Origin of the sequence: Dickeya ananatis, assembly GCF_019464615.1 — a bacterium.
In the GTDB taxonomy this organism is placed as follows: Bacteria; Pseudomonadota; Gammaproteobacteria; order Enterobacterales; family Enterobacteriaceae; genus Dickeya; species Dickeya oryzae.
This window is the reverse complement of the sequence record NZ_CP040816.1, coordinates 4,124,450-4,146,523: the sequence shown is the minus strand read 5'-3', so window position 1 is coordinate 4,146,523 and position 22,074 is coordinate 4,124,450. Positions and strand designations below refer to the sequence as shown.

At 54.8% G+C, this 22,074-nt stretch carries 17 protein-coding genes; 15 read left to right on the top strand and 2 right to left on the bottom strand.

Annotated features, from left to right (window positions below):
* Window positions 1-131: 131 nt before the first annotated feature.
* From FGI04_RS18480 to FGI04_RS18455, 6 genes are all read left to right on the top strand, one after another.
* Window positions 132-1,718 (top strand): FGGY-family carbohydrate kinase, encoded by a 1,587-nt coding sequence (locus tag FGI04_RS18480; RefSeq protein ID WP_407337100.1) that lies wholly within the window; start codon window positions 132-134, stop codon window positions 1,716-1,718.
* Between the two features lie 50 nt (window positions 1,719-1,768).
* Window positions 1,769-3,421 (top strand): signal transduction protein, encoded by a 1,653-nt coding sequence (locus FGI04_RS18475; protein ID WP_342699700.1) that lies wholly within the window; start codon window positions 1,769-1,771, stop codon window positions 3,419-3,421.
* A 4-nt stretch (window positions 3,422-3,425) separates the two neighbouring features.
* Window positions 3,426-4,385 carry a dihydrodipicolinate synthase family protein gene (locus tag FGI04_RS18470; RefSeq protein ID WP_342699699.1) on the top strand — a complete coding sequence of 320 codons (960 nt, stop codon included), beginning with the start codon at window positions 3,426-3,428 and terminating at the stop codon, window positions 4,383-4,385.
* A 15-nt stretch (window positions 4,386-4,400) separates the two neighbouring features.
* Complete coding sequence (locus FGI04_RS18465) at window positions 4,401-5,447, top strand: sialidase family protein (RefSeq protein WP_407337099.1); 1,047 nt, start codon at window positions 4,401-4,403, stop codon at window positions 5,445-5,447.
* 113 nt (window positions 5,448-5,560) lie between these two features.
* A complete protein-coding gene (locus tag FGI04_RS18460) occupies window positions 5,561-6,910 on the top strand; it encodes an MFS transporter (protein WP_342699697.1) in 1,350 nt (449 codons plus the stop codon).
* 100 nt (window positions 6,911-7,010) lie between these two features.
* The gene (locus tag FGI04_RS18455) at window positions 7,011-8,015 is read left to right on the top strand and encodes a LacI family DNA-binding transcriptional regulator (protein ID WP_407322012.1); all 1,005 of its coding nucleotides are present in this window, start codon (window positions 7,011-7,013) and stop codon (window positions 8,013-8,015) included.
* Here the strand turns inward: FGI04_RS18455 and FGI04_RS18450 are convergent.
* Window positions 8,009-8,383: a YceK/YidQ family lipoprotein gene (locus FGI04_RS18450; protein WP_342699696.1), complete on the bottom strand. Its 375-nt coding sequence runs from the start codon at window positions 8,381-8,383 to the stop codon at window positions 8,009-8,011. The two genes, FGI04_RS18455 and FGI04_RS18450, sit on opposite strands and share 7 nt — an antisense overlap.
* A gap of 323 nt (window positions 8,384-8,706) precedes the next feature.
* Between FGI04_RS18450 and ibpA the strand changes: the two genes are divergently transcribed.
* The 5 genes from ibpA to dcuR all read left to right on the top strand — a co-directional run bounded on the left by ibpA (window position 8,707) and on the right by dcuR (window position 14,522).
* The gene (gene ibpA, locus FGI04_RS18445) at window positions 8,707-9,120 is read left to right on the top strand and encodes a small heat shock chaperone IbpA (RefSeq protein ID WP_407337098.1); all 414 of its coding nucleotides are present in this window, start codon (window positions 8,707-8,709) and stop codon (window positions 9,118-9,120) included.
* 157 nt (window positions 9,121-9,277) lie between these two features.
* Window positions 9,278-9,727, top strand: coding sequence for a small heat shock chaperone IbpB (gene ibpB / locus FGI04_RS18440; protein ID WP_407337097.1), 450 nt, complete (start codon window positions 9,278-9,280; stop codon window positions 9,725-9,727).
* Window positions 9,728-10,631: 904 nt separating this feature from the next.
* Window positions 10,632-12,044 (top strand): anion permease, encoded by a 1,413-nt coding sequence (locus FGI04_RS18435; protein WP_342699693.1) that lies wholly within the window; start codon window positions 10,632-10,634, stop codon window positions 12,042-12,044.
* A gap of 129 nt (window positions 12,045-12,173) precedes the next feature.
* Window positions 12,174-13,787: a sensor histidine kinase gene (locus FGI04_RS18430; protein ID WP_342699692.1), complete on the top strand. Its 1,614-nt coding sequence runs from the start codon at window positions 12,174-12,176 to the stop codon at window positions 13,785-13,787.
* Between the two features lie 12 nt (window positions 13,788-13,799).
* Window positions 13,800-14,522: a two-component system response regulator DcuR gene (gene dcuR / locus FGI04_RS18425; RefSeq protein WP_016942756.1), complete on the top strand. Its 723-nt coding sequence runs from the start codon at window positions 13,800-13,802 to the stop codon at window positions 14,520-14,522.
* 115 nt (window positions 14,523-14,637) lie between these two features.
* Here dcuR and FGI04_RS18420 read toward each other — a convergent pair whose 3' ends face one another.
* A complete protein-coding gene (locus FGI04_RS18420; protein WP_342699691.1) occupies window positions 14,638-15,981 on the bottom strand; it encodes a 2-hydroxycarboxylate transporter family protein in 1,344 nt (447 codons plus the stop codon).
* Window positions 15,982-17,313: 1,332 nt separating this feature from the next.
* Here FGI04_RS18420 and dppA point away from each other — a divergent pair.
* The 4 genes from dppA (at window position 17,314) to dppD (ending at window position 22,067) form a co-directional block, all read left to right on the top strand.
* Complete coding sequence (gene dppA / locus FGI04_RS18415) at window positions 17,314-18,921, top strand: dipeptide ABC transporter periplasmic-binding protein DppA (RefSeq protein ID WP_342699690.1); 1,608 nt, start codon at window positions 17,314-17,316, stop codon at window positions 18,919-18,921.
* 207 nt (window positions 18,922-19,128) lie between these two features.
* Complete coding sequence (dppB, locus tag FGI04_RS18410) at window positions 19,129-20,148, top strand: dipeptide ABC transporter permease DppB (protein ID WP_012886663.1); 1,020 nt, start codon at window positions 19,129-19,131, stop codon at window positions 20,146-20,148.
* A gap of 12 nt (window positions 20,149-20,160) precedes the next feature.
* Window positions 20,161-21,063, top strand: coding sequence for a dipeptide ABC transporter permease DppC (dppC, locus tag FGI04_RS18405; protein WP_210176923.1), 903 nt, complete (start codon window positions 20,161-20,163; stop codon window positions 21,061-21,063).
* Window positions 21,064-21,086: 23 nt separating this feature from the next.
* A complete protein-coding gene (gene dppD / locus FGI04_RS18400) occupies window positions 21,087-22,067 on the top strand; it encodes a dipeptide ABC transporter ATP-binding protein (protein ID WP_407274336.1) in 981 nt (326 codons plus the stop codon).
* Window positions 22,068-22,074: the final 7 nt, after the last annotated feature.

Here is a 22,074-nt window from a genome sequence, read left to right as displayed (position 1 = left end):
GATAAAACTGTTTTCTTTCAAACGATTATTTTTTATTCACCGATCTGCCTCACAGTTCGCAACAAAAATCATTGTCATCTTCTCCATGCTTAAAATAAATTGCTAACTCGACTTAGCAAAGAGATTTCAGCATGAAAAACGATTGTTTTATCGGTGTGGATGTTGGGTCAGCCAGCGTCAGGGCTGGGGTATTTGACGGCAATGGCCAGCGTCTGGCGTTTGCGGTGCGGCCTATTGAACAGTTTCATCCCCGCACGCATGTGGTGGAGCAATCGTCGGCGGATATCTGGCAAGCGGTGGGTACCTGTGTGCGTGAAGCGCTCAGTGTGGCGGCGGTTGCACCTTCGCAGGTCCGTGCCATTGGTATCGACGCCACCTGCTCGCTGGTGGCGGTGGGCCAGCAAGGGCAGCCGGTATCGGTAGCGGAGCAGAATGACCCGCAGCGGGACATCATCATGTGGATGGATCACCGTGCCGCAACCGAAACCGCTGATATCAACGCCACTGGCGACGAGGCACTGCGCTATGTGGGTGGCGAAGTCAGTATCGAGATGGAATTGCCCAAAATCCTGTGGTTGAAGCGCCATTTCCCCGCACGTTACCAACAAACATGGCGTTTTTTCGATTTGGCGGACTATCTGGTATGGCGCGCGACTGGTGCGGATGTGGCCAGTGTCTGCACCCTGACGTGTAAGTGGAACTATCTGGCGCATGAAAATCGCTTTAGCGACAGTCTGTTGCAGGCGGTCGGGTTGGCTGACTTAGTGCAGAAAATCCCGCCACGCATCCTGCAACTGGGTGAGGCAGCCGGAACGCTGGCGGCTGACGTCGCGCGCGACTGGGGATTGCCGGAAAACGTGGTGGTCGCCGGTGGCATCATCGACGCGCACGCCGGTGGGCTGGCATTGGTGGGCAGTGAACCGCAGGGGAGTCTGGCCATCATCAGCGGGACGTCTAACTGCCATATGCTGGTCAGTCGTCAGCCGGTCGAGGTGCCCGGCGTATGGGGGCCGTACTGGGGAGCGATGCTGCCGCAGTGGTGGCTCAACGAAGGCGGGCAGAGCGCGGCAGGGGCGCTGGTGGAGTGGACCTTACATCAGCACGCCCAGTGGCCGACACTGCTCGCGCAGGCTGAACAACAGCAGCGTAGCCCGTATGCCGTATTGAATGAATGGGTGGCATCACTGGAACAGCGCGAGCCGTTACCGACCCGTCACCTGCATGTGCTGGCGGATCACCACGGTAATCGCTCGCCACGGGCGAACCCGGATGCGCGCGGCATGGTGATGGGGCTGACGCTGGAGCAAGGCCCGGACGCACTGGCCCGGCTTTATCTGGCGACGTTGCAGGCTATCGCCTACGGCACCCGGCACATTATCGAGACGTTGAATCAGGCCGGTCATCGTATTACCCGGCTGGTGATGTGCGGTGGGGCGACCAAAAACCCGCTGTGGCTGCGGGAATACGCCGCCATTACGGGGTGCGACATTCAACTGGCGAGTGAGGAGGATGCGGTCACGCTGGGGGCGGCGTTATTAGGGGCGGTGGCGTGCGGCGCGTATTCCTCGTTGCCACAAGCGGCACAGTCGCTGGTGCGTCCCGGTGCACTTATCCGCGCCGATCGAGGCCATCAACCGTTTCACGACGATAAATATCAGATTTATTTGCAGATGTATGACTACCAGCAGGCCGCACAGCAACAGATGCGCCGTCACTGATAGCCGAATTTTCTTCCGGCACCGTCCGGAGAGGACACCAGGAGTACATTATGTTGACACTGAATCTTCCCGTCTCACCCCGCTCGCTTTCCGTCGGCGAACGTGAGGTCTTGCTGGTTACCAATGCGGACTTGCGTGAATCCGCCAACCTGACCTGCTGGCCGACCCAACAAGAATTCGAAAGCCGCCTGCAGAGCGTGCTGGAACACCTGGGGTACCGCATGACGCGCGCCCATGCAGTAGACACCGCACGCGGGCATGGTTTTATCAGCAGCCAGCGGGAAGGCAGTGATGTTTTCGCCGCACTCGACCCGGATGCGCCAGTGATTGTGCTGCTGACCGCCTGGCAGTATTCCCACCATATCGCCCCATCGCTGGTGCATCACCGTGGTCCGGTGCTGTTGCTGGCCAACTTTGACGGCACCTGGCCGGGACTGGTGGGTATGTTGTGTATGGCGGGCTGTCTGACCAGCCTGGGGCGCAGTTATTCCCGTTTGTGGTCAGAAACCTTTGATGATGAGGCGTTCCATCAAGGGTTGGCGACCTGGCTGCGTGACGGTGCGGTGAGCCATAAGACCGGCTACCTGCGTCCGGTGGCCGCTTCTCACCCGGTGCTGGCGACCACCGCCGGACAGATTGGCCGCCAGGTCGGGGACTACATTTTGCGTCACAAGGCGATTATCGGGCTGTTCGATAGTTTCTGTATGGGGATGATCAACGGTGTATTCCCGCAACAGGCGATGATCCAGACCGGTATGCCGATCGAGTCGTTGTCCCAGTCGGCGTTGCTGGTGGAAATGGCGAAAGTGCCGCATAGCCTGCGGGAAAGCTGTCTGGCGTGGTATGAGCAGCGTGGGATGCGCTTTGAGTTCGGCGATGACGCCAGCCGTCAACTGACACGCGAACAGGTACTGGAGCAGTGCGCGATGATGATCGCGATGGCGCGCTTCGTGCAGCGCTTCGGGTTGTCGGCGGTTGGGGTGCAGTATCAGCAAGGGCTGAAGGACAGCTGCGCCGCGTCCGATTTCGCCGAAGGCGCGATCGGCAATGCGGAGCGTTTCCCGCTGCCGGATGAGCAGGGCGTACCGATTCGTCCTGATGTCGCCATCCCCTGCATCAATGAAGTGGACATGGGCAGCGCCATTCCGCAGGTCATGTTGTGGCACCTGTTGCACGGGCTGGGATTACCGGCAGAGACCACGCTGCACGATATTCGCTGGGGCAGTGAGTATCAGGGCGTTTTCTACTGGGATTTGGAAATTTCTGGCGCGGTGCCGTTCGCCCATCTTAAAGGCGGTATTGCTGGTGCTACCGGCTATCGTCAACCGCCGATGTTCTTCCCGTATGGCGGCTCCACGATTGCCGGTCAGGGTAAAGCGGGGCGTTTTGTCTGGGCGAGGGCGCACTACGAAGGAACGCAGGTTGTCATGCATATCGGTACCGGTACCGCGGTGGAACTGCCTGCGGACGAGTTCGAGCGCCGTCGCCGTGCGACCAACTACGAGTGGCCGCTGCTCAACGCGGTACTGGATGGCGTTACCCGTGATGACCTGATGGCGGGTCACCAGAGTAACCATTTGACGGTGGCGTATGTGGACGACGATAAACTCGCCGACGTACTGAAAGCCTTTGTTGCCCAGGCGCTGACGCAGCATATCCAGGTATGGGTAGCGGGCGAGGCCCATTCACTGCTGGCGGAGTAATATCATGACCAACGACAACCCTTCGATCAGTGATCAAAACAAGTACACCGGCATCTGGCCGGTGATGCTCACCCCGTTCGATGCGCGTGGCGAAATCGACTACGCATCGCTGGCGCGGTTGGTGGAGTGGTATCTGCAGGCGGGTGTACACGGTCTGTTCGCCGCCTGTCAGTCCAGCGAGATGTTTTTCTTAAGCGACGCAGAAACCCGCGAGCTGGTGCGCTTTATCGTCGCGCAGGTAGATGGCCGGGTACCGGTCGTGGCGTCAGGTCACACTGCCAGTGCCTTCAGTCAGCAGGTGGATCAACTCAACGGCGTGGCGGAAACCGGCGTCGACGGCGTGATCCTCATCAGTAACCGGCTGGCGCTGGCAGGCGAGCCCGATGAGCTGGCGCTGGCCCGGTTGCAGGCGCTGACGGCGCAACTGCCCGTGCAGGTGGATCTGGGGATTTACGAGTGTCCTTATCCTTACAAGCGGTTGCTGTCTGACGAGACCGTCGCCTGGTGCGCGCGCAGCGGGCGCTACACCTTTATCAAAGACACCTGTTGCGATTTACCAACGATTCGTCGGCGGTTGCAACTGGCGCAAGGTTCCCGCCTGCATCTGGCAAATGCCAATAGCCAAACACTGCTGCCATCGTTGCAGGCGGGGTGTCAGGCTTATAGCGGTGTGATGGCTAACTTCCATCCGCAGCTGTATGTGTGGCTGTTCGAGCACTGGCGGGAGCACCCGGAGGCGGCGGCGCATTTGGCGGACTACCTCGGTACGGCGGCGCTGGTGGAATTTCTCGATTATCCGGCCTGCGCCAAGTTCTATCAGCAACAATGTGGTACGTTCTCGACCCACGTTTGTCGGGTACGCAATAGTGCGGCTTACGACGAGAGTTTTTTCCCACAGGCTATCGAGAGCATGCTCCGGCTGGGCAATACGCTGGCGGCCGGACTCCCGGTATCGCCACGCTAACGCAAGGACATCCTGATGAGGCTGACAACGACAACACGGCAATGTGTCCTGCCCGAGGGGCACGACTATTTTGGCAACTGCCACGCCTCGACCGTGGTGGCGTTGCCGGGTGGGCGGTTACGGGTTGCCTGGTTTGCCGGTGAAAAAGAAGGCAGTGGCGATACCGCTATCTGGCTGGCGAGCCGCGAGCAGGGGCGCTGGTTACCGCCGGTTCGGGTGGCCTGGGAAGACGGGCTGGCGCACTGGAACCCGGTGCTGCATTGGCAGGCGGGCACGCTGTGGCTGTTCTACAAGGTGGGGGCTGACGTACACCACTGGCAGACGCGGGTACAGCTGTCCACGGATGAAGGTGCGAGCTGGTCCGCACCGCGCCCGCTGGTGCCCGGCGACAGCGTACCGCGCGGGCCGGTGAAGAATAAGCTGTTGGCGATGTCTAACGGCGAGTGGCTGGCTCCCGCGTCCGTCGAGGATGACCGCCACTGGGACGCGTTTGTCGATCTCAGCGCTGATCAAGGGCAGAGCTGGCAGAGCGCGCTTATCCCGTTGACCCATCGCCTACCCGGCGAGCATGGCCGTGAGGCCTTGTGGTCGGGGCTGGAGCAGGCGGCGCTGTGGGAAAACGACCTGACCCGTGTATTCCAGTGGGACGGTGTGATTCAACCGTCGGCATGGGAGTCGTCACCCGGGCGGGTACACGTACTGATGCGCAGTACCCGTGGCACGTTATACCGTAGCGATTCTGACGATTACGGCCGTCACTGGTGCGAGGCTTACGCTGTGGGTTTGCCAAACAATAATAGCGGCGTCGATCTGGTGCATCTGGGCGCTGGTCGTCTGGTGCTGGTCTACAACCCGGTGACCGGCAACTGGCATCGTCGCTACCCGTTAGCCGTGGCCTGTTCTACGGATAACGGTGAACACTGGCAGGACGCTCTCTGTCTTGAGCAGGAGCCCGGCGAGTTTTCTTATCCCGCCATTATTGCTGATGGCGATACGTTACATGTGACCTACACCTGGAATCGAAAAAATATCGTTTACTGCGCGCTGATATTCAGCGGGTAGTCGTTGTAGCACTCAAAAAAAACTGTACCCTACACCCCCCGCCAACCTCCGGGTTAGGCGGCGTCCGGATGGTTTTGCCTGAAGGGCGATAAAATCATAAAGCGAGGAACATCATGTCGATTTCCGTGGAATTATCCCAACACCAGGCGATGCACAACAAATCCAACATTCGTCGTGTGGTGATCTCCAGTTGGATTGGCAACACCATCGAGTTTTACGATTTCCTGCTCTACGGACTGGCGAGCGCACTGGTATTTGGCAAACTGTTCTTTCCCAATGTCAGCCCGGTAACGGCGATGCTGGCGTCGTTCGCCACCTTTGGCGTGGGGTTTATCGCCCGTCCGTTGGGTGGCATCTTTTTTGGCCATATGGGCGATACCCTGGGGCGTAAGCTAACGCTGCTGATTACCCTCGGTGGCATGGGGATGGCGACCTTTTTGATCGGCTGCCTGCCGACCTATCATCAGATCGGTGTCTGGGCGCCGATTTTGCTGGTGGTGCTGCGTTTTGTGCAGGGTTTTCTGGTTGGTGGCGAATGGGGCGGCGCAATGCTGATGGTGGTGGAAACCGCGCCTGCCAATCGTCGCGGCTTGTTAGGCTCTATCCCGCAGACGGGCGGTTTTTCCGGCCAACTACTGGCGACGGCAATATTCGCCATGGTCTCGACGCTGCCGGAAGATCAACTGATGTCTTGGGGCTGGCGTGTGCCGTTCATGCTGAGCGTGGCGCTGGTGCTGGTGGGGCTGTACATGCGCCGCAAGGTGGATGAAACCCCGGTGTTCCAACAGGTTCAGAAGCAGCAACAGCAGCAGGCGAATCAGCGTGATACCGCACCGCGTCAGAGCCCGGTGGTGGAGGTGCTGCGTAATCAGTGGCGCAGCGTCTGTTTGATCATGGTGTTGCGCTTCGCGGAAAGTGTGCCGTTCTTCCTGGCGACGGTGTTCGCCGTGTCCTACGCCACGGTGCAGTTAGGCGTGCCGAAGCAAACCATGCTCAACGTGATCATGGCGACCTGTGTGCTGGCGTTCCCGATGCACGCGTTGTTTGGCGCGCTGTCTGACCGGGTGGGCCGTCGTCCTATCTATATCTTCGGTGCATTGTGCGCGGCGGCAATGGCATTCCCGTTCTTCTATCTGCTGGAAAGTGGTTCTTTTGGGCTGATGGTGCTGGGGTATGTGTTGCTGATCAATATCGCTCATAACTCCATTAACGCGGTGCAACCGGCGTTCTTTACCGAACTGTTTGGCCCGAAAGTGCGCTACAGCGGCGCGTCTATCGGTGCGCAACTGGGGGCGATTGTGGCCGGTGGTTTTACTCCGTTTATCGCCAAGGGGCTGACGGCGATAGATAACGAGTCCTGGACGCTGGTGGCAACCTACGTCACGGTAGCAGCGCTGGTCGCGGCCTTCGCTGCCTGGAAAGCGCCGGAAACATCACGTCGGGATATGACCAAAGACGTGTGATTTATTGATCGCGGCCAGGGTAGGCCGCGCTTTAGCTGCGTCGAGTTAGTTATTCCGTTACACTGGTTATCTTTCAGTTCTCATAGGGATATTCTGTTTCATGGCGAAAACAGTTGAACAGATTGCCAGTGCCTTGAAGTTGTCCGTGACCACGGTACGCCTGGTACTCAATGGAAAAGCGGAACAGTATCGAATCAGTGCTAAAACCCAGCAACGCATCCACCAGTATGTGACGGAGTACGGTTATACCGTTAATCACGTCGCCCGCAGCCTGAAGCTGAATAAAACCGAAACGCTGGGGCTTATTGTTCCCCGTTTATCCAACCTGTTTTTCTCTACGCTGGCCGAAAAGCTCGAAACGCGCTGCCGTGAGGTGGGCTACCAACTGATGATCAGCTGTTCTTACAGTGACCCACAGTATGAAAACCGGCTGGTGGAGGCGCTGTTGCAGCGTAATGTCGACGGGCTGTTTGTGGTGCCCTCATCGCTACAGGCCGCGCAGCATCACGCGAAGGTGGTGAAAAAGCCGCTGGTACTGCTGGACCGCGATTTTGGTATCGAACAGTTGCCACTGGTAATGAGTGATAACCTGCAAGGCGGCGCGGCGCTGACTCAGGCGATGCTGGCTGCCCAGCCTGCCGCACCGCTGTTTTTTATGGCGGGTGACGTACAGCAACCGGCGATCCGCGATCGTCTGCGTGGTTATCACCAGTCTGTGCAGCAGGCGGGCCTGACGCCAGCGGTGCTGGAAGCCAGCCATAACCGCCGCGAGGACGGTATGTTGATGATGGAGCAGTTTTTGCGCCAACACGATGCGCCGCCACCCGCGTTTATCGCGTCGTCACTGCCGGTGCTGGAGGGGATGCTCAGTGTGGTTCGTGAACGCTATGGCTATATTCCGGCGCATATTAATATCGGCACCTTCGATGAACACGCCATGCTGGGGTTCTTGCCCAATACGCTGTGGTCGATGCGTCAGAATGAAGATGCGTGGTCAGAACAGGCGTTTACCGCGATGCAGCAGGCGTTAAACGGTGAGGTGCAACCGCATAAAGCGGTGATCCCCATGACGCTTATCCATCGCCGTCAGGCCGGGCATCACTGACCGGCGTTATTCGCCGACGCTGGCATCACCAGTAAAGGCGGAGGGGAACCCATCGGCTGGCGGCTCTCGTATTCTCCCAGACGATCGCGCGCGGAGGTGCTGTGGGTATCGCTGTGGGTGCGATAGAAGTCATAGGGTAACAGTAGCGTATCCAGCATGGCGGAGAAGGGGACATCAAGCGCCACCATCGGCATCATCGCCCAACTGGTGTCCTCATCTTTCAGCGTGGTCATGCTGGCTTTGGTGCCGGAATAGTATCCTTGCTCGCCGCCAGAGTGGGTCATCACGCTGGAGCAACCGCCGCACGTCGCCAGTATCCCGCCTGACAGCACGAACGACAATGAGGCATTTTTCAGAATGGTCATCATGTTACCTTGAGGTAAATCGTCCCGGTTACGTGGTTGACTGTACTTACATCGACCGCCATCGACCTGCATGTGCTTACATGTTTTAGCAAAATGTGCTCGTTGTCCAGTGTATGCGATTACATCAGGACCGGGTTAGAGAATAAGAAAAATTTTCCACCTGCCGTGTTGAAAAGCAGAGACAAATCACCATATCTCAATCAGAGCCGCAGACATACGCCGACAGGGTATGGCGCTGTGTTTCTGGAACACAGTGGCTGCGGTCAGGAGCCCGTCCGGATGGAGGGCCGTCGATATTGACCTCGCTGCATGTCAGGAGAGAGTTTATGCGTAATCCCGATTTTTCCCCGCTGTATCGCTCTGCTATTGGTTTTGACCGTCTGTTTAATCTGCTGGAAGCTGGCCAGAGCCAGGGGAATGGTGGATACCCTCCCTATAACGTTGAGCTGGTTGACGAAAACCTGTATCGCATCGCCATTGCCGTGGCTGGGTTTGCTGAAAGCGAACTGGAGATCACCGCGCACGATAACATGCTGATTGTCAAAGGTTCGCATAGTGGTGACGCCACCCCACGCAATTACCTCTATCAAGGTATTGCCGAACGCAATTTTGAGCGCAAATTCCAACTGGCCGAGCACATCCAGATTCATGGCGCCAGCCTGGAGAATGGCTTGCTGTTTATTGAGTTACAGCGGGTGATTCCAGAAACGCTCAAACCGCGTCGTATCGAAATCAAATAACCGCCATGGCCGCTGGCGTGTCACGCCACGGCGTTACGTGGATGACCGGGCGTGAGTGCTATCACCCCGAATCCTGATTTTTTCTCGTCCGCCGAACGGGGACGATCCGGTCATCGGCCGGAAACCATTATCTCGCTTCACAGAAGGAGTTATGAGTATGCGTAATTACGATTTATCCCCCCTGCTGCGTCAATGGATTGGCTTTGACAAGCTCGCCAGTTCTATGGGTAATCAGGACGCCGTGGAGTTCCCGCCGTACAATATCGAGAAAATCGACGATAACCATTACCGCATTACACTGGCGTTGGCCGGATTCCGCCAGTCTGAGCTGGATATTGAAGTGGAAGGCCAGCGTCTGACCGTGAAAGGCACGCCGACATTACCAGAGAAAAAAGTGCAGTATCTGCACCAAGGGCTGGTGTTCAAACCCTTCACGCTGAGTTTTACCCTGGCCGAACACCTGCATGTGTCACAGGCCCAGTTCCAGCATGGGTTGCTGCATATTGATCTGATCCGCGAGGTGCCGCAGGCATTGCAACCGCAGCGTATCGCTATTGGCCGACTGGTCCCCGCGCTCAATGAGAGTGCGCCTGACGATAAGGCTTAACGCTCTGTTCCTCCTGTTACCAACCGCTCGCGGTGTGTCCATGAGCGGTTTTTTAACATTTCGCGTCACGCTTCCCGCGCCTTCCTTCAAGGCTGGGAGTGGTTCGCTTTACGGTCGTTGAATAGTTTTCTTCATATATACCCTTCATACTTCAAGTTGCAGGTGTGTTGGCTGCTCTCGTTCACCCCAGTCACTTACTTGTGTAAGCTCCTGGGGATTCGCTCGATTGCCGCGTTACAAGGTTCTAACGAGCCTTGCCCTAAAGGGTCAACGCGTGGCGTTGTTCAACACGCCAGCGTGTTGTCCTGCAACTCGAATTATTTTGGGTATAGAAGGTGAATAGTGAATAACCCTTTAGAATTATTTTACTTCCTGAACGAATCAGGTGAAATAAACCAATAAATAATCACGGTGAAAAAGGAATATGGCGATAAATTGCTATTAACATTATCGTTAATAGCATGTTCAATAATTGTTATTATGCACAATAAAAGTAAATATTTATTTGTTTTTGAAAGGGTGTTTTTACTCTTAAAAGTAAATTATTAAACCTATTTAGTAATTAAAATAACAATGGTTTGTTCCGTTTTTAATAATACTATTTTCCTCGTTGATCACTTCACTTGATTTTGATGGGACGAGAAAAGCACCCTGTTCTTTATTGTTTTCTCGTCTTTTTTTTGCTGATGCTGTACCCGTTGTGTTTGTCAGACCGCACCCGTCACGAACGTGGTGATGGCATGACGAAAAAACCGCTATCTGCATTTATTTGCGCTTTTGCATTTATCTGGATTGTCAGATGGCGACATTAAGGGTGATGAAGAAATAAAATAACTCCTCCACTCATAACACGGGGCCTCCGGTAAACGTGGCTGATTTCGTTTTAATCTTGAGTGGTGTTAGTATGTCTGCAAATAACAGCAGGTTAGTGAAGCTTTTTATTATCCTTGGTATAGCCATTATATTTTGGTTTATTCCCGTCCCTGAAGGTGTGAATCCCCCAGCGTGGCATCTGTTGGCAATATTTGTTGCTACCGTTGTCGGTTTGATCCTTTCTCCCTATCCACTTGGCGCTATTGCCGTTTTTAGTATCACCGCCGTGTCGGCGCTCGGACTCCTGCCGGTCAAGGATGTGCTGGTTGGGTTTAGTGACCCGACTATCTGGATGATTGCCTGTGCATTTTTCATTTCGCGCAGCTTCATCAAGACGGGTTTCGGCCGTCGTATCGGCTTTCTGTTCATCAGTAAACTGGGTAACAGCAGCCTGGGGCTTGCATACGGTCTGGTGTTCACCGACCTGCTATTTTCCCCGGCGATGCCGTCAACCTCTGCCCGTTGCGGCGGTATTATCACCCCGCTGTTTCGTTCGATTGCTGAAGCCTACGGTTCGACGCCAGAACAGGGGACGCAGCGTCGTATTGGTGCGTTTCTGGTACAGACCATTTTCCAGTGCAACACTATTACATCGGCGATGTTCATGACGTCAATGGCCGGTAACCCGCTTATCAGCAAACTGGCGACCCAGTTCGGTGTTCACCTGACCTGGACCGAATGGGCTACTGCCACGCTGGTGCCGGGGCTACTGTCGTTAATCGTCATTCCGCTGGTGCTTTACCGTTTCTACCCGCCGGAACTGAAGAAAACGCCGGAAATGCGCGAGCTGGCTAAAGTCCGCCTGCAGGAAATGGGGCCGATGAGCCGCAACGAGTGGGTTGTGCTGTGTGTGTTCCTGGGACTGGTGGTGTTCTGGGTGCTGGGGGCGACGCTGAATATCGATGCGACCCTGACCGCGCTGGGCGGTTTGAGTGTGCTGTTGCTGACCCGAGCGTTAAGCTGGGAAGACGTCACCGGTGAGAAAGAAGCCTGGCATACCGTGGTGTGGTTCGCCGTTTTGATGATGCTGGCGACGCAGTTGAACAAGATGGGCTTGATAGCCTGGCTGGGCGGTATCGCCAGTCATGCGGTTGTTGGCATGCACTGGCTGCCAATGCTGGGGCTGTTGTTGCTGGTGTACTACTACAGCCATTATTTCATGGCCAGCGCGGTCGCGCACATCAGCGCTATGTACGCCATTTTCGTGTCTATCGCGATTGCCGCCGGTGCGCCGCCGGTATTAACGGTGCTGGCGTTTGCCGCGTTCAGTAACCTGTTTATGGCGACCACGCATTATTCTGGCGGCCCGGCACCGATCATGTTCGGCTGTGGTTACCTGCCGTTGGGCACCTGGTGGAAAATCGGCTTTCTGGTTGGACTGGTGGTGATTCCTATCTGGCTGGGTATCGGCAGCCTGTGGTGGAAAGTCTTGGGTATGTGGTAACCGGTTTTTGCCTGACGGTTTGATCCACCCGCCGCCTGTTAAGGGCGGCGGTTTTGTTATCAGCACGGGCAGAAAGGGCCTGAACAGGTTAAGATAACGGGATCGATGATGCGAATTCCGGAGCGAGAAATGAGTAAAAAAAAGACACCGCTGAAATTGGGTACCTCGGTCATCCTGATGGTGTCGGCGGTGATCGGCTCCGTCTTGCTGGTGGTGTATGCACTGCTGTTTTTTCGCATTACCGAACTCACTGAAGCACATCTCAAAGATAAGGCTTTTGCGGTTGCCCGCACCGTCGCCAATTCGCCGATCGTGGTGGACGAGCTTAAAGGTATCGGTGATCCGACGCTGGTGCAGCGCTTTTCCGAGAATGTAAAAAGCCGCAACCATCTGTTGTTTGTGATTGTTACCGATATGGGTGGTATTCGTCATTCCCACCCGGAGCCGGAACAAATTGGCCGTCACTTTATCGGCGATGATCTCTATCCGGCGTTGCTGGGGCTGGAGAATACGGCGGTGAATCGTGGGGTACTAGACCCGGCGCTGCGTGTGTTTACGCCGGTGTTTGATGAAAATAACCACCAGCTTGGTGTCGTGGCCGTTGGGATTTCACTGTCCAGCGTGCAGTCGGTCATCAACGAAAATCGCTGGATTATCCCCTGGACTATTCTGTTTGGTGCGCTGGTCGGTCTGCTGGGTACCTATTTCCTGGTGAAAACCCTTAAACGCATCATGCTGGGTTTTGAGCCGTTCGAAATTTCCAATCTGTTCGAGCAACGTAACGCGATGCTCAAACAAATCAAGGAAGGGGTGATCGCCGTCGATACCGACCTGCGCGTCACTATCATCAATGACGAAGCCAAACGGCTCTTCAGCCAGCACGGCTCCGGCGAAACGCTGGCTATCGGCAGTACCATTAGCCGCTGGCCAGCGCTGATGAACCTGGAAAAGGTACTGGCCTCTGGCGCGCCGCGCCAGGATGAGGAAATCAATTTCAACGGCAATTTGCTGCTCATCAACACCGTACCGGTGGTGGTGAAGGGCGATATTATCGGTGCGATTGCGACCTTCCGCGATAAAACGGAAGTCAGCCAGTTGCTGCAACGTCTGACCGGGATGTCCTATTACGCTGATGCCCTGCGTGCCCAGTCACATGAGTTCATGAACAAGCTGCATGTGATTCTCGGCATGTTGCATCTGAAATATTACCCGCAGCTGGAAGAATATATTTTAAAAACCGCCAATAATTATCAGGCGGAAATCGGTTCGATTATTCGAAAAGTAAAATCACCGGTGATTGCCGGGTTCCTGTTGGGTAAAATCAACCGGGCGCGGGATTTAGGTGTCACGCTATCCATCAGTGAAGATAGCCTGTTGCCGGATACCGACGATGCTCAGGCCACCAATGAATTGATTACCGTGCTGGGCAATCTGATCGAAAATGCGATGGACGCGTTATCTGGTCTGGACAATCGAGAAATTGCCGTGACATTTCATCATCAGGATGGGCAGTTGCACTGCACGGTTAGCGATGATGGGCCGGGTATTGCGCTGGATATTCAGCAGCGCATTTATCAGGAAGGCTTTTCCACCAAAGGCTCCGGGCGTGGTATCGGCTTGTATCTCACCCGACAGAGTCTTGAGAAAATCGGCGGGACTATCGATTTTGAATCCGAACCGGACGTTTACACCCAGTTTTTTGTGAATATCCCGTATCAAGCAAGGCAGTTTGACCATGATTAAGGCAATTTGACCATGATAAATGTACTGATCGTCGATGACGACGCCATGGTGGCGGAGTTGAATAAGTGTTATCTGAATCAGATTTCCGGGTTTAGCTGCTATGCGACAGTGCCGACGTTGCAGCAAGCGCGAAATCTGCTGATGCAGCCGGACTGCGAGATTGATCTGGTGCTGCTGGATATCTACATGCAGCAGGATAATGGTCTGGATTTACTGCCCACCATCCGTGAATTTAGTGAACACACGGATGTCATCATTATTTCGTCGGCCAGTGATGTCTATACCATCAAAAAAGCGCTGCACTATGGCGTGGTGGATTACCTGATCAAACCGTTCCAGTTTGCGCGTTTCGAGCAGGCGCTGACGGCTTATCGGGAAGAAGCCAATCTGCTCAAGCACCGTGAGTTTGTAGCGCAGTCAGATATCGATAACCTGATCCGTCGCACCAGTGGCACACCCGTGGTGGAACGCAAAAAATTACCGAAGGGATTGACCAGCCTGACATTGCGCACCGTCTGTGAGTGGATTGAAGGTAATCAAGGGACAGAGTTCTCCACCGAGATGTTAGCCAATGCCATCGGCATCTCGCGTGTATCCTGCCGTAAATATCTGATCTACCTGGCAGACACCGGTATTCTCGATACCAACATTCTCTACGGCTCCACCGGTCGCCCGGTTTATCTCTACCGATTGCTGCCGGAAAAGCAGGACGCCCTGCGTCAGTATTGCGAATAACGCCCAATAACATCAAACGACAAAGCCACGAACGGCGTGGCTTTTTTATTGGATGCATAAAACGAAAAAGGCCACGGAATCCGTGGCCTTGTGGTATGGAAATTAGTGGATTTGATTACACCAGCCAGCCCAACAGCAGGGTTGCCGCGATCACGGTAGAAGCACCGCCGATACGGGTGGCGATTTGCGCGAACGGCATCAGTGACATACGGTTGGAGGCCGACAGGATGGCGACGTCGCCGGTACCGCCCAGGCCACTGTGGCAACTGGTCACGATGGAGGCTTCAACCGGGTACATTTTCAGGTACGGTGCGATGAAGAAGCTAACCAGCGCCATTGAAAGCACCACCGAGCCACACACCACCACGTAACCGACGGAGAAGACCGCGACCACGCTTTCCAGCGGAACGTACAGCATACCGAGACCGATCATCAGCGGCCACACCAGTGAGCTGGACACGAATTTATAGAAGCTGTTGGCACCGGTTTCCATGCTGGAGGGGATAATACGGCCGTATTTGCACAATACCGCGATCAGGATCATCAGTACCGGACCGGGAATGTGCAGCACTTTTTCAAACAACCCACCCACGATGAAGAAGGTACAGATCAGCAGCAGGCCGCCACCCATCAGGTGGAAATCCACCGTCTTCGGTGTGTCTTTTATGGCAAATAACGCGTTATCCGCCTCGTTGCGTACCAGATTGCCATTACCGTTAAGGTCACTGCGCAATACACCGATACGAGCCAGCACACCGGCGCAAATGATGGCGAAAATGTTGCCGACCACAGCGGCCGGGGCCAGTTGGGCAACATACACATCCGGCGCGTGACCAAGGATAGCGGAATAGGCCAGTGACAGCGGCAGGATACCTTCACCGATACCGCCACCGATAATCGGCACGATGATGAAGAAGAAGGTGTGATAGAAGCTGTAGCCAAACAGTTTACCTACCAGCAAACCAGTAATGACGGCCGTAGCGGTACCCACCACCAGCGGAATGAACATGCGGATCATCCCTTGAATCAGGATAACGCGGTTCATACCCAGAATACTGCCGACAACCAGACTGGCGATAACAAAGTAAAGGAAATTGGCGTCTTTCATCAACAACTTGACGGTATCCAACGTATTGGCGTTGAACAGATGAAAATACACCAGAACTGACGGCACCATCAGGCAGAGAATAGCCGGGCCGCCGATTTCTTTCAGAACAGGAATACGCTGGCCGATATACGCCAACAGGAAGCCCATGGTCATGATCACCGCGAATCCGCCGATCATATTCTTAGGCAAATAGCTGGCATAAGACGCAATAAAAACAACAGCGGAAATGACCAGGAAGAGAATAAAAGGGACTGATCCGATGCGAGCTTTATTCAGGCTTTCCAGTATGCCTGATGGTGCGGTGGTAGCGAGCGTGTTATCGCTCATGATTTCAGTTTCAATATTTTTCATTATATTCACCCTGTTGTAGCGGCATTAGGACAGAGATAAGCAGTTTGCTCTGCAATACGTGGAAAATTTAGTCAGGGCGCAAAGCACGTAGTCATGTGCTGCACCATCCAAGACGGATGCGATGTTATTTTTATAGGAATATGGCAAGTAATCTAGCATGGAGAAATGTTAAAAATAATAGTCGTTCACTGCAAATATTAGGGAATTGTGAACCGCACAGCAATTCATTTTTAAGTAGCTTAATTAGCCATTTTGTAATTAAAATTAGTTTGTGAATATCGTGGGTGGGATATTTATATGGAAGGGTTGATTCAGTGTTATATAAAGTTAACACGCCAGCGACGGATGGAAAAATAATTTTTTAAAGTTATATAAATAAAGTATCCAACCCGCCTTTTCTCCAACCTCACGTGATATATCTGCCTGAGCTTGCCGCTATGCTGCTTGTCGTTATGTTATATAGTGTGAAGCGAATAACGCAGACCTTAGCGCCTATCCCTCCATAACTCTCCAGTGTGGTAACAAATAGTATTCGACCTTGCTCACGGTATCTCAGCGTTGGGGCATTCTACACTGCACGATGATCTACACTGTGTTATGGCGGGTGAAGTATAAGGAGGCGATGGGATGACGTGGCGATCACCCGTCAGCCTCTACCACGTTCTGTTACCGTGTTCGGTGCTTTTGCCGCTGTGTTATAAAGTTTTTTTATAATGCGCAAATAGTTGGCTAACGATCGTCAGGGATGATAGGAATACATCATCATCGAGGGGTTTTGTCAGTATTTTCACCTGACTTTAACCTTTTTAACACGCTTTATTGTGCAGTAATTCACCATTCGAGAGGATTTTCCTATGAGTTATTGTGTGGTGATAATTATCGAATGATGGCTATGATATGGTTTTCTCTGTTGAATTTTTGTTGTTTTGTGGGTTTTATCACCAACTTAGTGGTAAATTGAGCTAACTTTATACCCTGATGATTCCGTGATTTCTGTTTGTAAATCCTAACAGGTTATATTGACGCGATTGTGATCTGTTGACACATTGTGGGCGTCACAAGGAGGAGAACAGCAGAGGACCAGGAATCATTACGGTTGAATCGACAGGGCTGGTGGGGGTTTTCCTGCTTGTCCCGCACTGTTGTCTCTCCCTGTTTACTATTACATTGGTCTTTGGACACGCTCCTCAGGCTGAAGAAGAAAAGTACAGACCACCGCGATAAAAATCATCGCGATAACCCAAGTTGCGATAACCCTGTTGCAATCACAACAGTCGCGATGACAACAAACAGGTCTGGCTGACACACAACATCCACAATGGAGTTCATGTAATGGCTAAATCCCTGATGAAATCAAGGGTGCTGAAATTCGGCCTTGGTTTGCTGGCGCTGTCCGTTGCCGCCGGTGTACAGGCAAAAACCCTGGTATATTGCTCAGAAGGTTCTCCAGAAGGCTTTAACCCACAGCTGTTTACGTCTGGTACGACGTTTGATGCCAGCTCCATTCCTATCTACAACCGTCTGGTTGAGTTCAAGAGCGGTACTACCGAAATCGAGCCGGGGCTGGCCGAAAAATGGGACATCAGCGCCGACGGTAAAACTTACACCTTCCACCTGCGTAAAGACGTGAAGTGGCAGGACAGCAAAGATTTCAAACCGAGCCGTACGTTCAACGCTGACGACGTGCTGTTCTCCTTCCAGCGTCAGCTGGATGCCAACCACCCGTACCACAAAGTCTCCGGCGGCAGCTACGAGTACTTTGAAGGCATGGGGATGAATGACCTGATCAGCAAAATCGAGAAGGTGGATGACTATACCGTCCGCTTCCAATTGACCCACGCTGAAGCGCCGTTCCTGGCTGACCTGGCGATGGATTTTGCGTCCATTATGTCCGCTGAATACGGCGACAAGATGCTCAAAGCCGGTACACCGGAGAAAATCGACCTGGATCCGATCGGTACCGGTCCGTTCCAGTTGGTGCAGTACCAGAAAGACTCCCGCATTCTCTACAAGCGTTTTGACAGCTTCTGGGGCACCAAGCCGGGTATCGATCGTCTGGTATTCTCCATTACGCCGGATGCCTCCGTGCGTTACGCCAAGCTGCAGAAAGACGAATGTCAGGTGATGCCGTACCCGAACCCGGCCGACCTGGCTAGCATGAAGCAGGACAAGAACATTGAACTGCTGCAGAAACCGGGCCTGAACGTCGGTTATCTGTCGTTCAACGTTGAGAAAAAGCCGCTGGATAACGTGAAAGTACGTCAGGCGCTGACGTATGCGGTGAACAAGCAGGCTATCATCGACGCGGTATACCAGGGCGCGGGCCAGGCAGCGAAAAACCTGATTCCGCCGACTATGTGGGGCTATAACGACGACGTTAAAGACTACGCGTACGATCCGGCTAAAGCTAAAGCGCTGCTGAAAGAAGCCGGTCTGGAAAACGGCTTTGAGATAGATCTGTGGGCGATGCCGGTACAGCGTCCGTACAACCCGAACGCTCGTCGTATGGCTGAGATGATTCAGGCTGACTGGGCGAAAGTCGGTGTGAAAGCCAAGATCGTTACCTACGAGTGGGGCGAGTACCTCAAACGTGCCAAAGCGGGCGAACACCAGACCGTGCTGATGGGTTGGACTGGCGACAACGGGGATCCGGATAACTTCCTGGCGACGCTGTTTAGCTGCGATGCGGCGAAGAAAGGCTCTAACTACTCCAAGTGGTGTTACAAGCCGTTCGAAGACCTGATCCAGCCAGCTCGCGCGGTGTCCGATCAGGCCAAACGTATCGAACTGTACAAACAGGCTCAGGTTGTGATGCACGATCAGGCTCCGGCACTGATTGTGGCGCACTCCACCGTGTTTGAACCGATCCGTAAAAACGTGAAAGGCTACGTTATCGAGCCGCGCGGCGTACACAGCTTCAACCACGTATCAATAGACTAATTATCTCATCACGTCACACTTATGGGCGATGGCAGCGCTGTCGCCCCTGTTGTTTTTGAAATGCGTGTTTCTGGAGACGCGTGTTTCTGTAGGGAAACGGCAGGGTGCGCTCAACGCCCGTTTTAACGCAGTGAGCAATGTCAGGCTCGATGGTGAGCACCATCGAGTCCTTTATCTCTATACGAGAAAGCACAGAGAGTTCGGGATATGTTGCAGTTCATACTCCGTCGTTTGGGGCTGGTTATCCCAACGTTTATCGGTATTACCCTACTGACTTTCGCTTTCGTGCACCTGATCCCCGGCGACCCGGTAATGATCATGGCAGGAGAGCGCGGTATTTCCCCGGAGCGTCACGCGCAGTTGATGGCGGAGCTTGGCCTGGACAAGCCGCTCTGGGAGCAATACGTCCACTATATCTACGGCGTGCTGCACGGTGATTTGGGCATGTCCCTGAAAAGCCGCATCCCGGTCTGGGATGAATTCGTGCCGCGTTTCAAAGCTACGCTGGAACTGGGCACCTGCGCGATGATTTTCGCGGTGATCGTCGGTATTCCGGTAGGGGTTCTGGCGGCGGTCAAACGCGGTTCCGTGTTCGACCATACGGCTGTCAGTATCGCGCTGACCGGTTATTCCATGCCGATCTTCTGGTGGGGCATGATGCTTATCATGCTGGTGTCGGTGCATTTTAACCTGACGCCGGTATCCGGCCGGGTAGGCGACACCGTGTTCCTGGATGATTCCCTGCCGCTGACCGGTTTTATGCTGATCGATACCTTGATTTGGGGTGCGGAAGGCGACTTCAAAGACGCGGTGATGCACATGGTGCTGCCAGCCGTTGTGCTCGGTACCATTCCGCTGGCGGTCATTGTGCGTATGACGCGTTCAGCGATGCTGGAAGTGCTGGGTGAGGATTATATCCGTACCGCGCGCGCCAAGGGGCTAAGCCGTCTGCGGGTCATCGTGGTACATGCGTTGCGTAACGCGATGCTGCCAGTGGTGACGGTGATTGGCTTACAGGTAGGCACCATGCTGGCCGGGGCCATCCTCACAGAAACCATTTTCTCCTGGCCGGGGTTAGGCCGCTGGTTGATAGACGCGTTGCAGCGTCGTGACTACCCGGTGGTGCAAGGCGGGGTATTGCTGGTTGCTACCATGATCATTTTGGTGAACCTGCTGGTGGATGTGCTCTACGGCGTGGTGAACCCGCGCATTCGGCATAAGAAATAAGGGAGACGCGGGATGACTCACGTTACCGAATCCGCAGCGACGGCTGCGCCGAAGCCCATGACCCCGTTGCAGGAGTTCTGGCACTACTTTAAACGTAACAAAGGGGCTGTTGTCGGCCTGGTGTATATCATCCTGATGCTGGTGATAGCGATTGGTGCCAGCGTACTGGCCCCGCACGCACCGGCTGAACAGTTCCGCGACGCGCTGCTTAAACCGCCAGTTTGGCAGGAAGGCGGCAGCTGGCAGTACATTCTGGGAACTGACGATGTGGGCCGCGACGTGCTGTCGCGCCTGATGTACGGCGCGCGTCTGTCGCTGCTGGTGGGTTGTCTGGTGGTGGTGATGTCGCTTGTCCTCGGCATCATTTTCGGGCTGCTCGCCGGTTACTTTGGCGGTACGGTTGATGCGGCCATCATGCGTCTGGTGGATATCATGCTGGCGCTGCCGAGTCTGTTGCTGGCGCTGGTGCTGGTGGCCATTTTCGGCCCGTCTATCGTCAATGCGTCGCTGGCGCTGACCTTCGTGTCGCTACCGCACTATGTGCGTTTGACCCGTGCCGCTGTGCTGGTGGAAGTGCACCGCGATTACGTGACCGCCTCACGTGTGGCCGGCGCTGGTGCGCTGCGTCAGATGTTCGTCAACATTTTCCCTAACTGTCTGGCACCGTTGATCGTGCAGGCATCGATGGGTTTTTCCAACGCCATTCTTGATATGGCTGCGCTTGGGTTCCTCGGCATGGGCGCACAGCCGCCTACGCCAGAATGGGGCACCATGCTCTCCGACGTGCTGCAGTTTGCGCAGAGCGCCTGGTGGGTGGTGACGTTCCCCGGTCTGGCGATCCTGCTGACGGTATTGGCGTTTAACCTGATGGGGGACGGCCTGCGTGATGCTCTCGACCCCAAACTCAAGCAGTAACATGCAGTGATAGAGGTAGAGAGATGGCGTTACTCAATGTAGAGAAACTGTCGGTGCATTTTGGCGATGAGGGGCTGCCGTTTCGTGCGGTAGACCGCATCAGCTATCAGGTGGAACAGGGACAGGTGGTCGGCATCGTCGGCGAGTCCGGTTCCGGCAAATCCGTCAGTTCACTGGCGATCATGGGGTTGATTGATTTCCCCGGAAAAGTAATGGCTGACCGGCTGGAGTTTAACCAGCGTGATTTGCAGACGCTCTCCGACAAGGAGCGGCGTCAACTGGTGGGTGCGGAAGTGGCGATGATCTTCCAGGACCCGATGACCAGCCTTAACCCGTGTTACACCGTAGGCTACCAGATCATGGAAGCCATCAAGGTGCATCAGGGCGGCAACCGTAAAACCCGTCGTCAGCGGGCGATTGACCTGTTGAATCAGGTGGGTATTCCTGACCCGGAATCCCGGCTGGATGTCTATCCGCACCAGTTGTCGGGCGGGATGAGCCAGCGTGTGATGATTGCCATGGCGATTGCCTGTCGGCCGAAACTGCTGATCGCAGACGAACCGACGACCGCGCTGGATGTGACCATTCAGGCGCAGATCATCGAGCTGTTGCTGGAGTTGCAGCAGAAAGAGAACATGGCGCTGATCCTGATTACCCACGATCTGGCGTTAGTGGCGGAAGCGGCGCACCACATTATCGTGATGTACGCCGGGCAGGTGGTGGAATCCGGTAAAGCGGCGGATATTTTTCGCGCACCGCGTCACCCCTATACCCAGGCGCTGCTGCGTGCGTTGCCGGAATTCGCGGTCGACAAGTCTCGTCTGGCGTCGCTACCGGGCGTGGTTCCGGGCAAGTATGACCGACCGCAGGGCTGTCTGCTGAATCCGCGCTGTCCGTATGCCAGCGATCGTTGCCGCCAGGAAGAGCCTGAGATGCGGGATATCCCCGGTCGTCAGGTGAAATGTCACACACCGCTGGATGATGCGGGGAGGCCAACCGTATGAGCCAGAC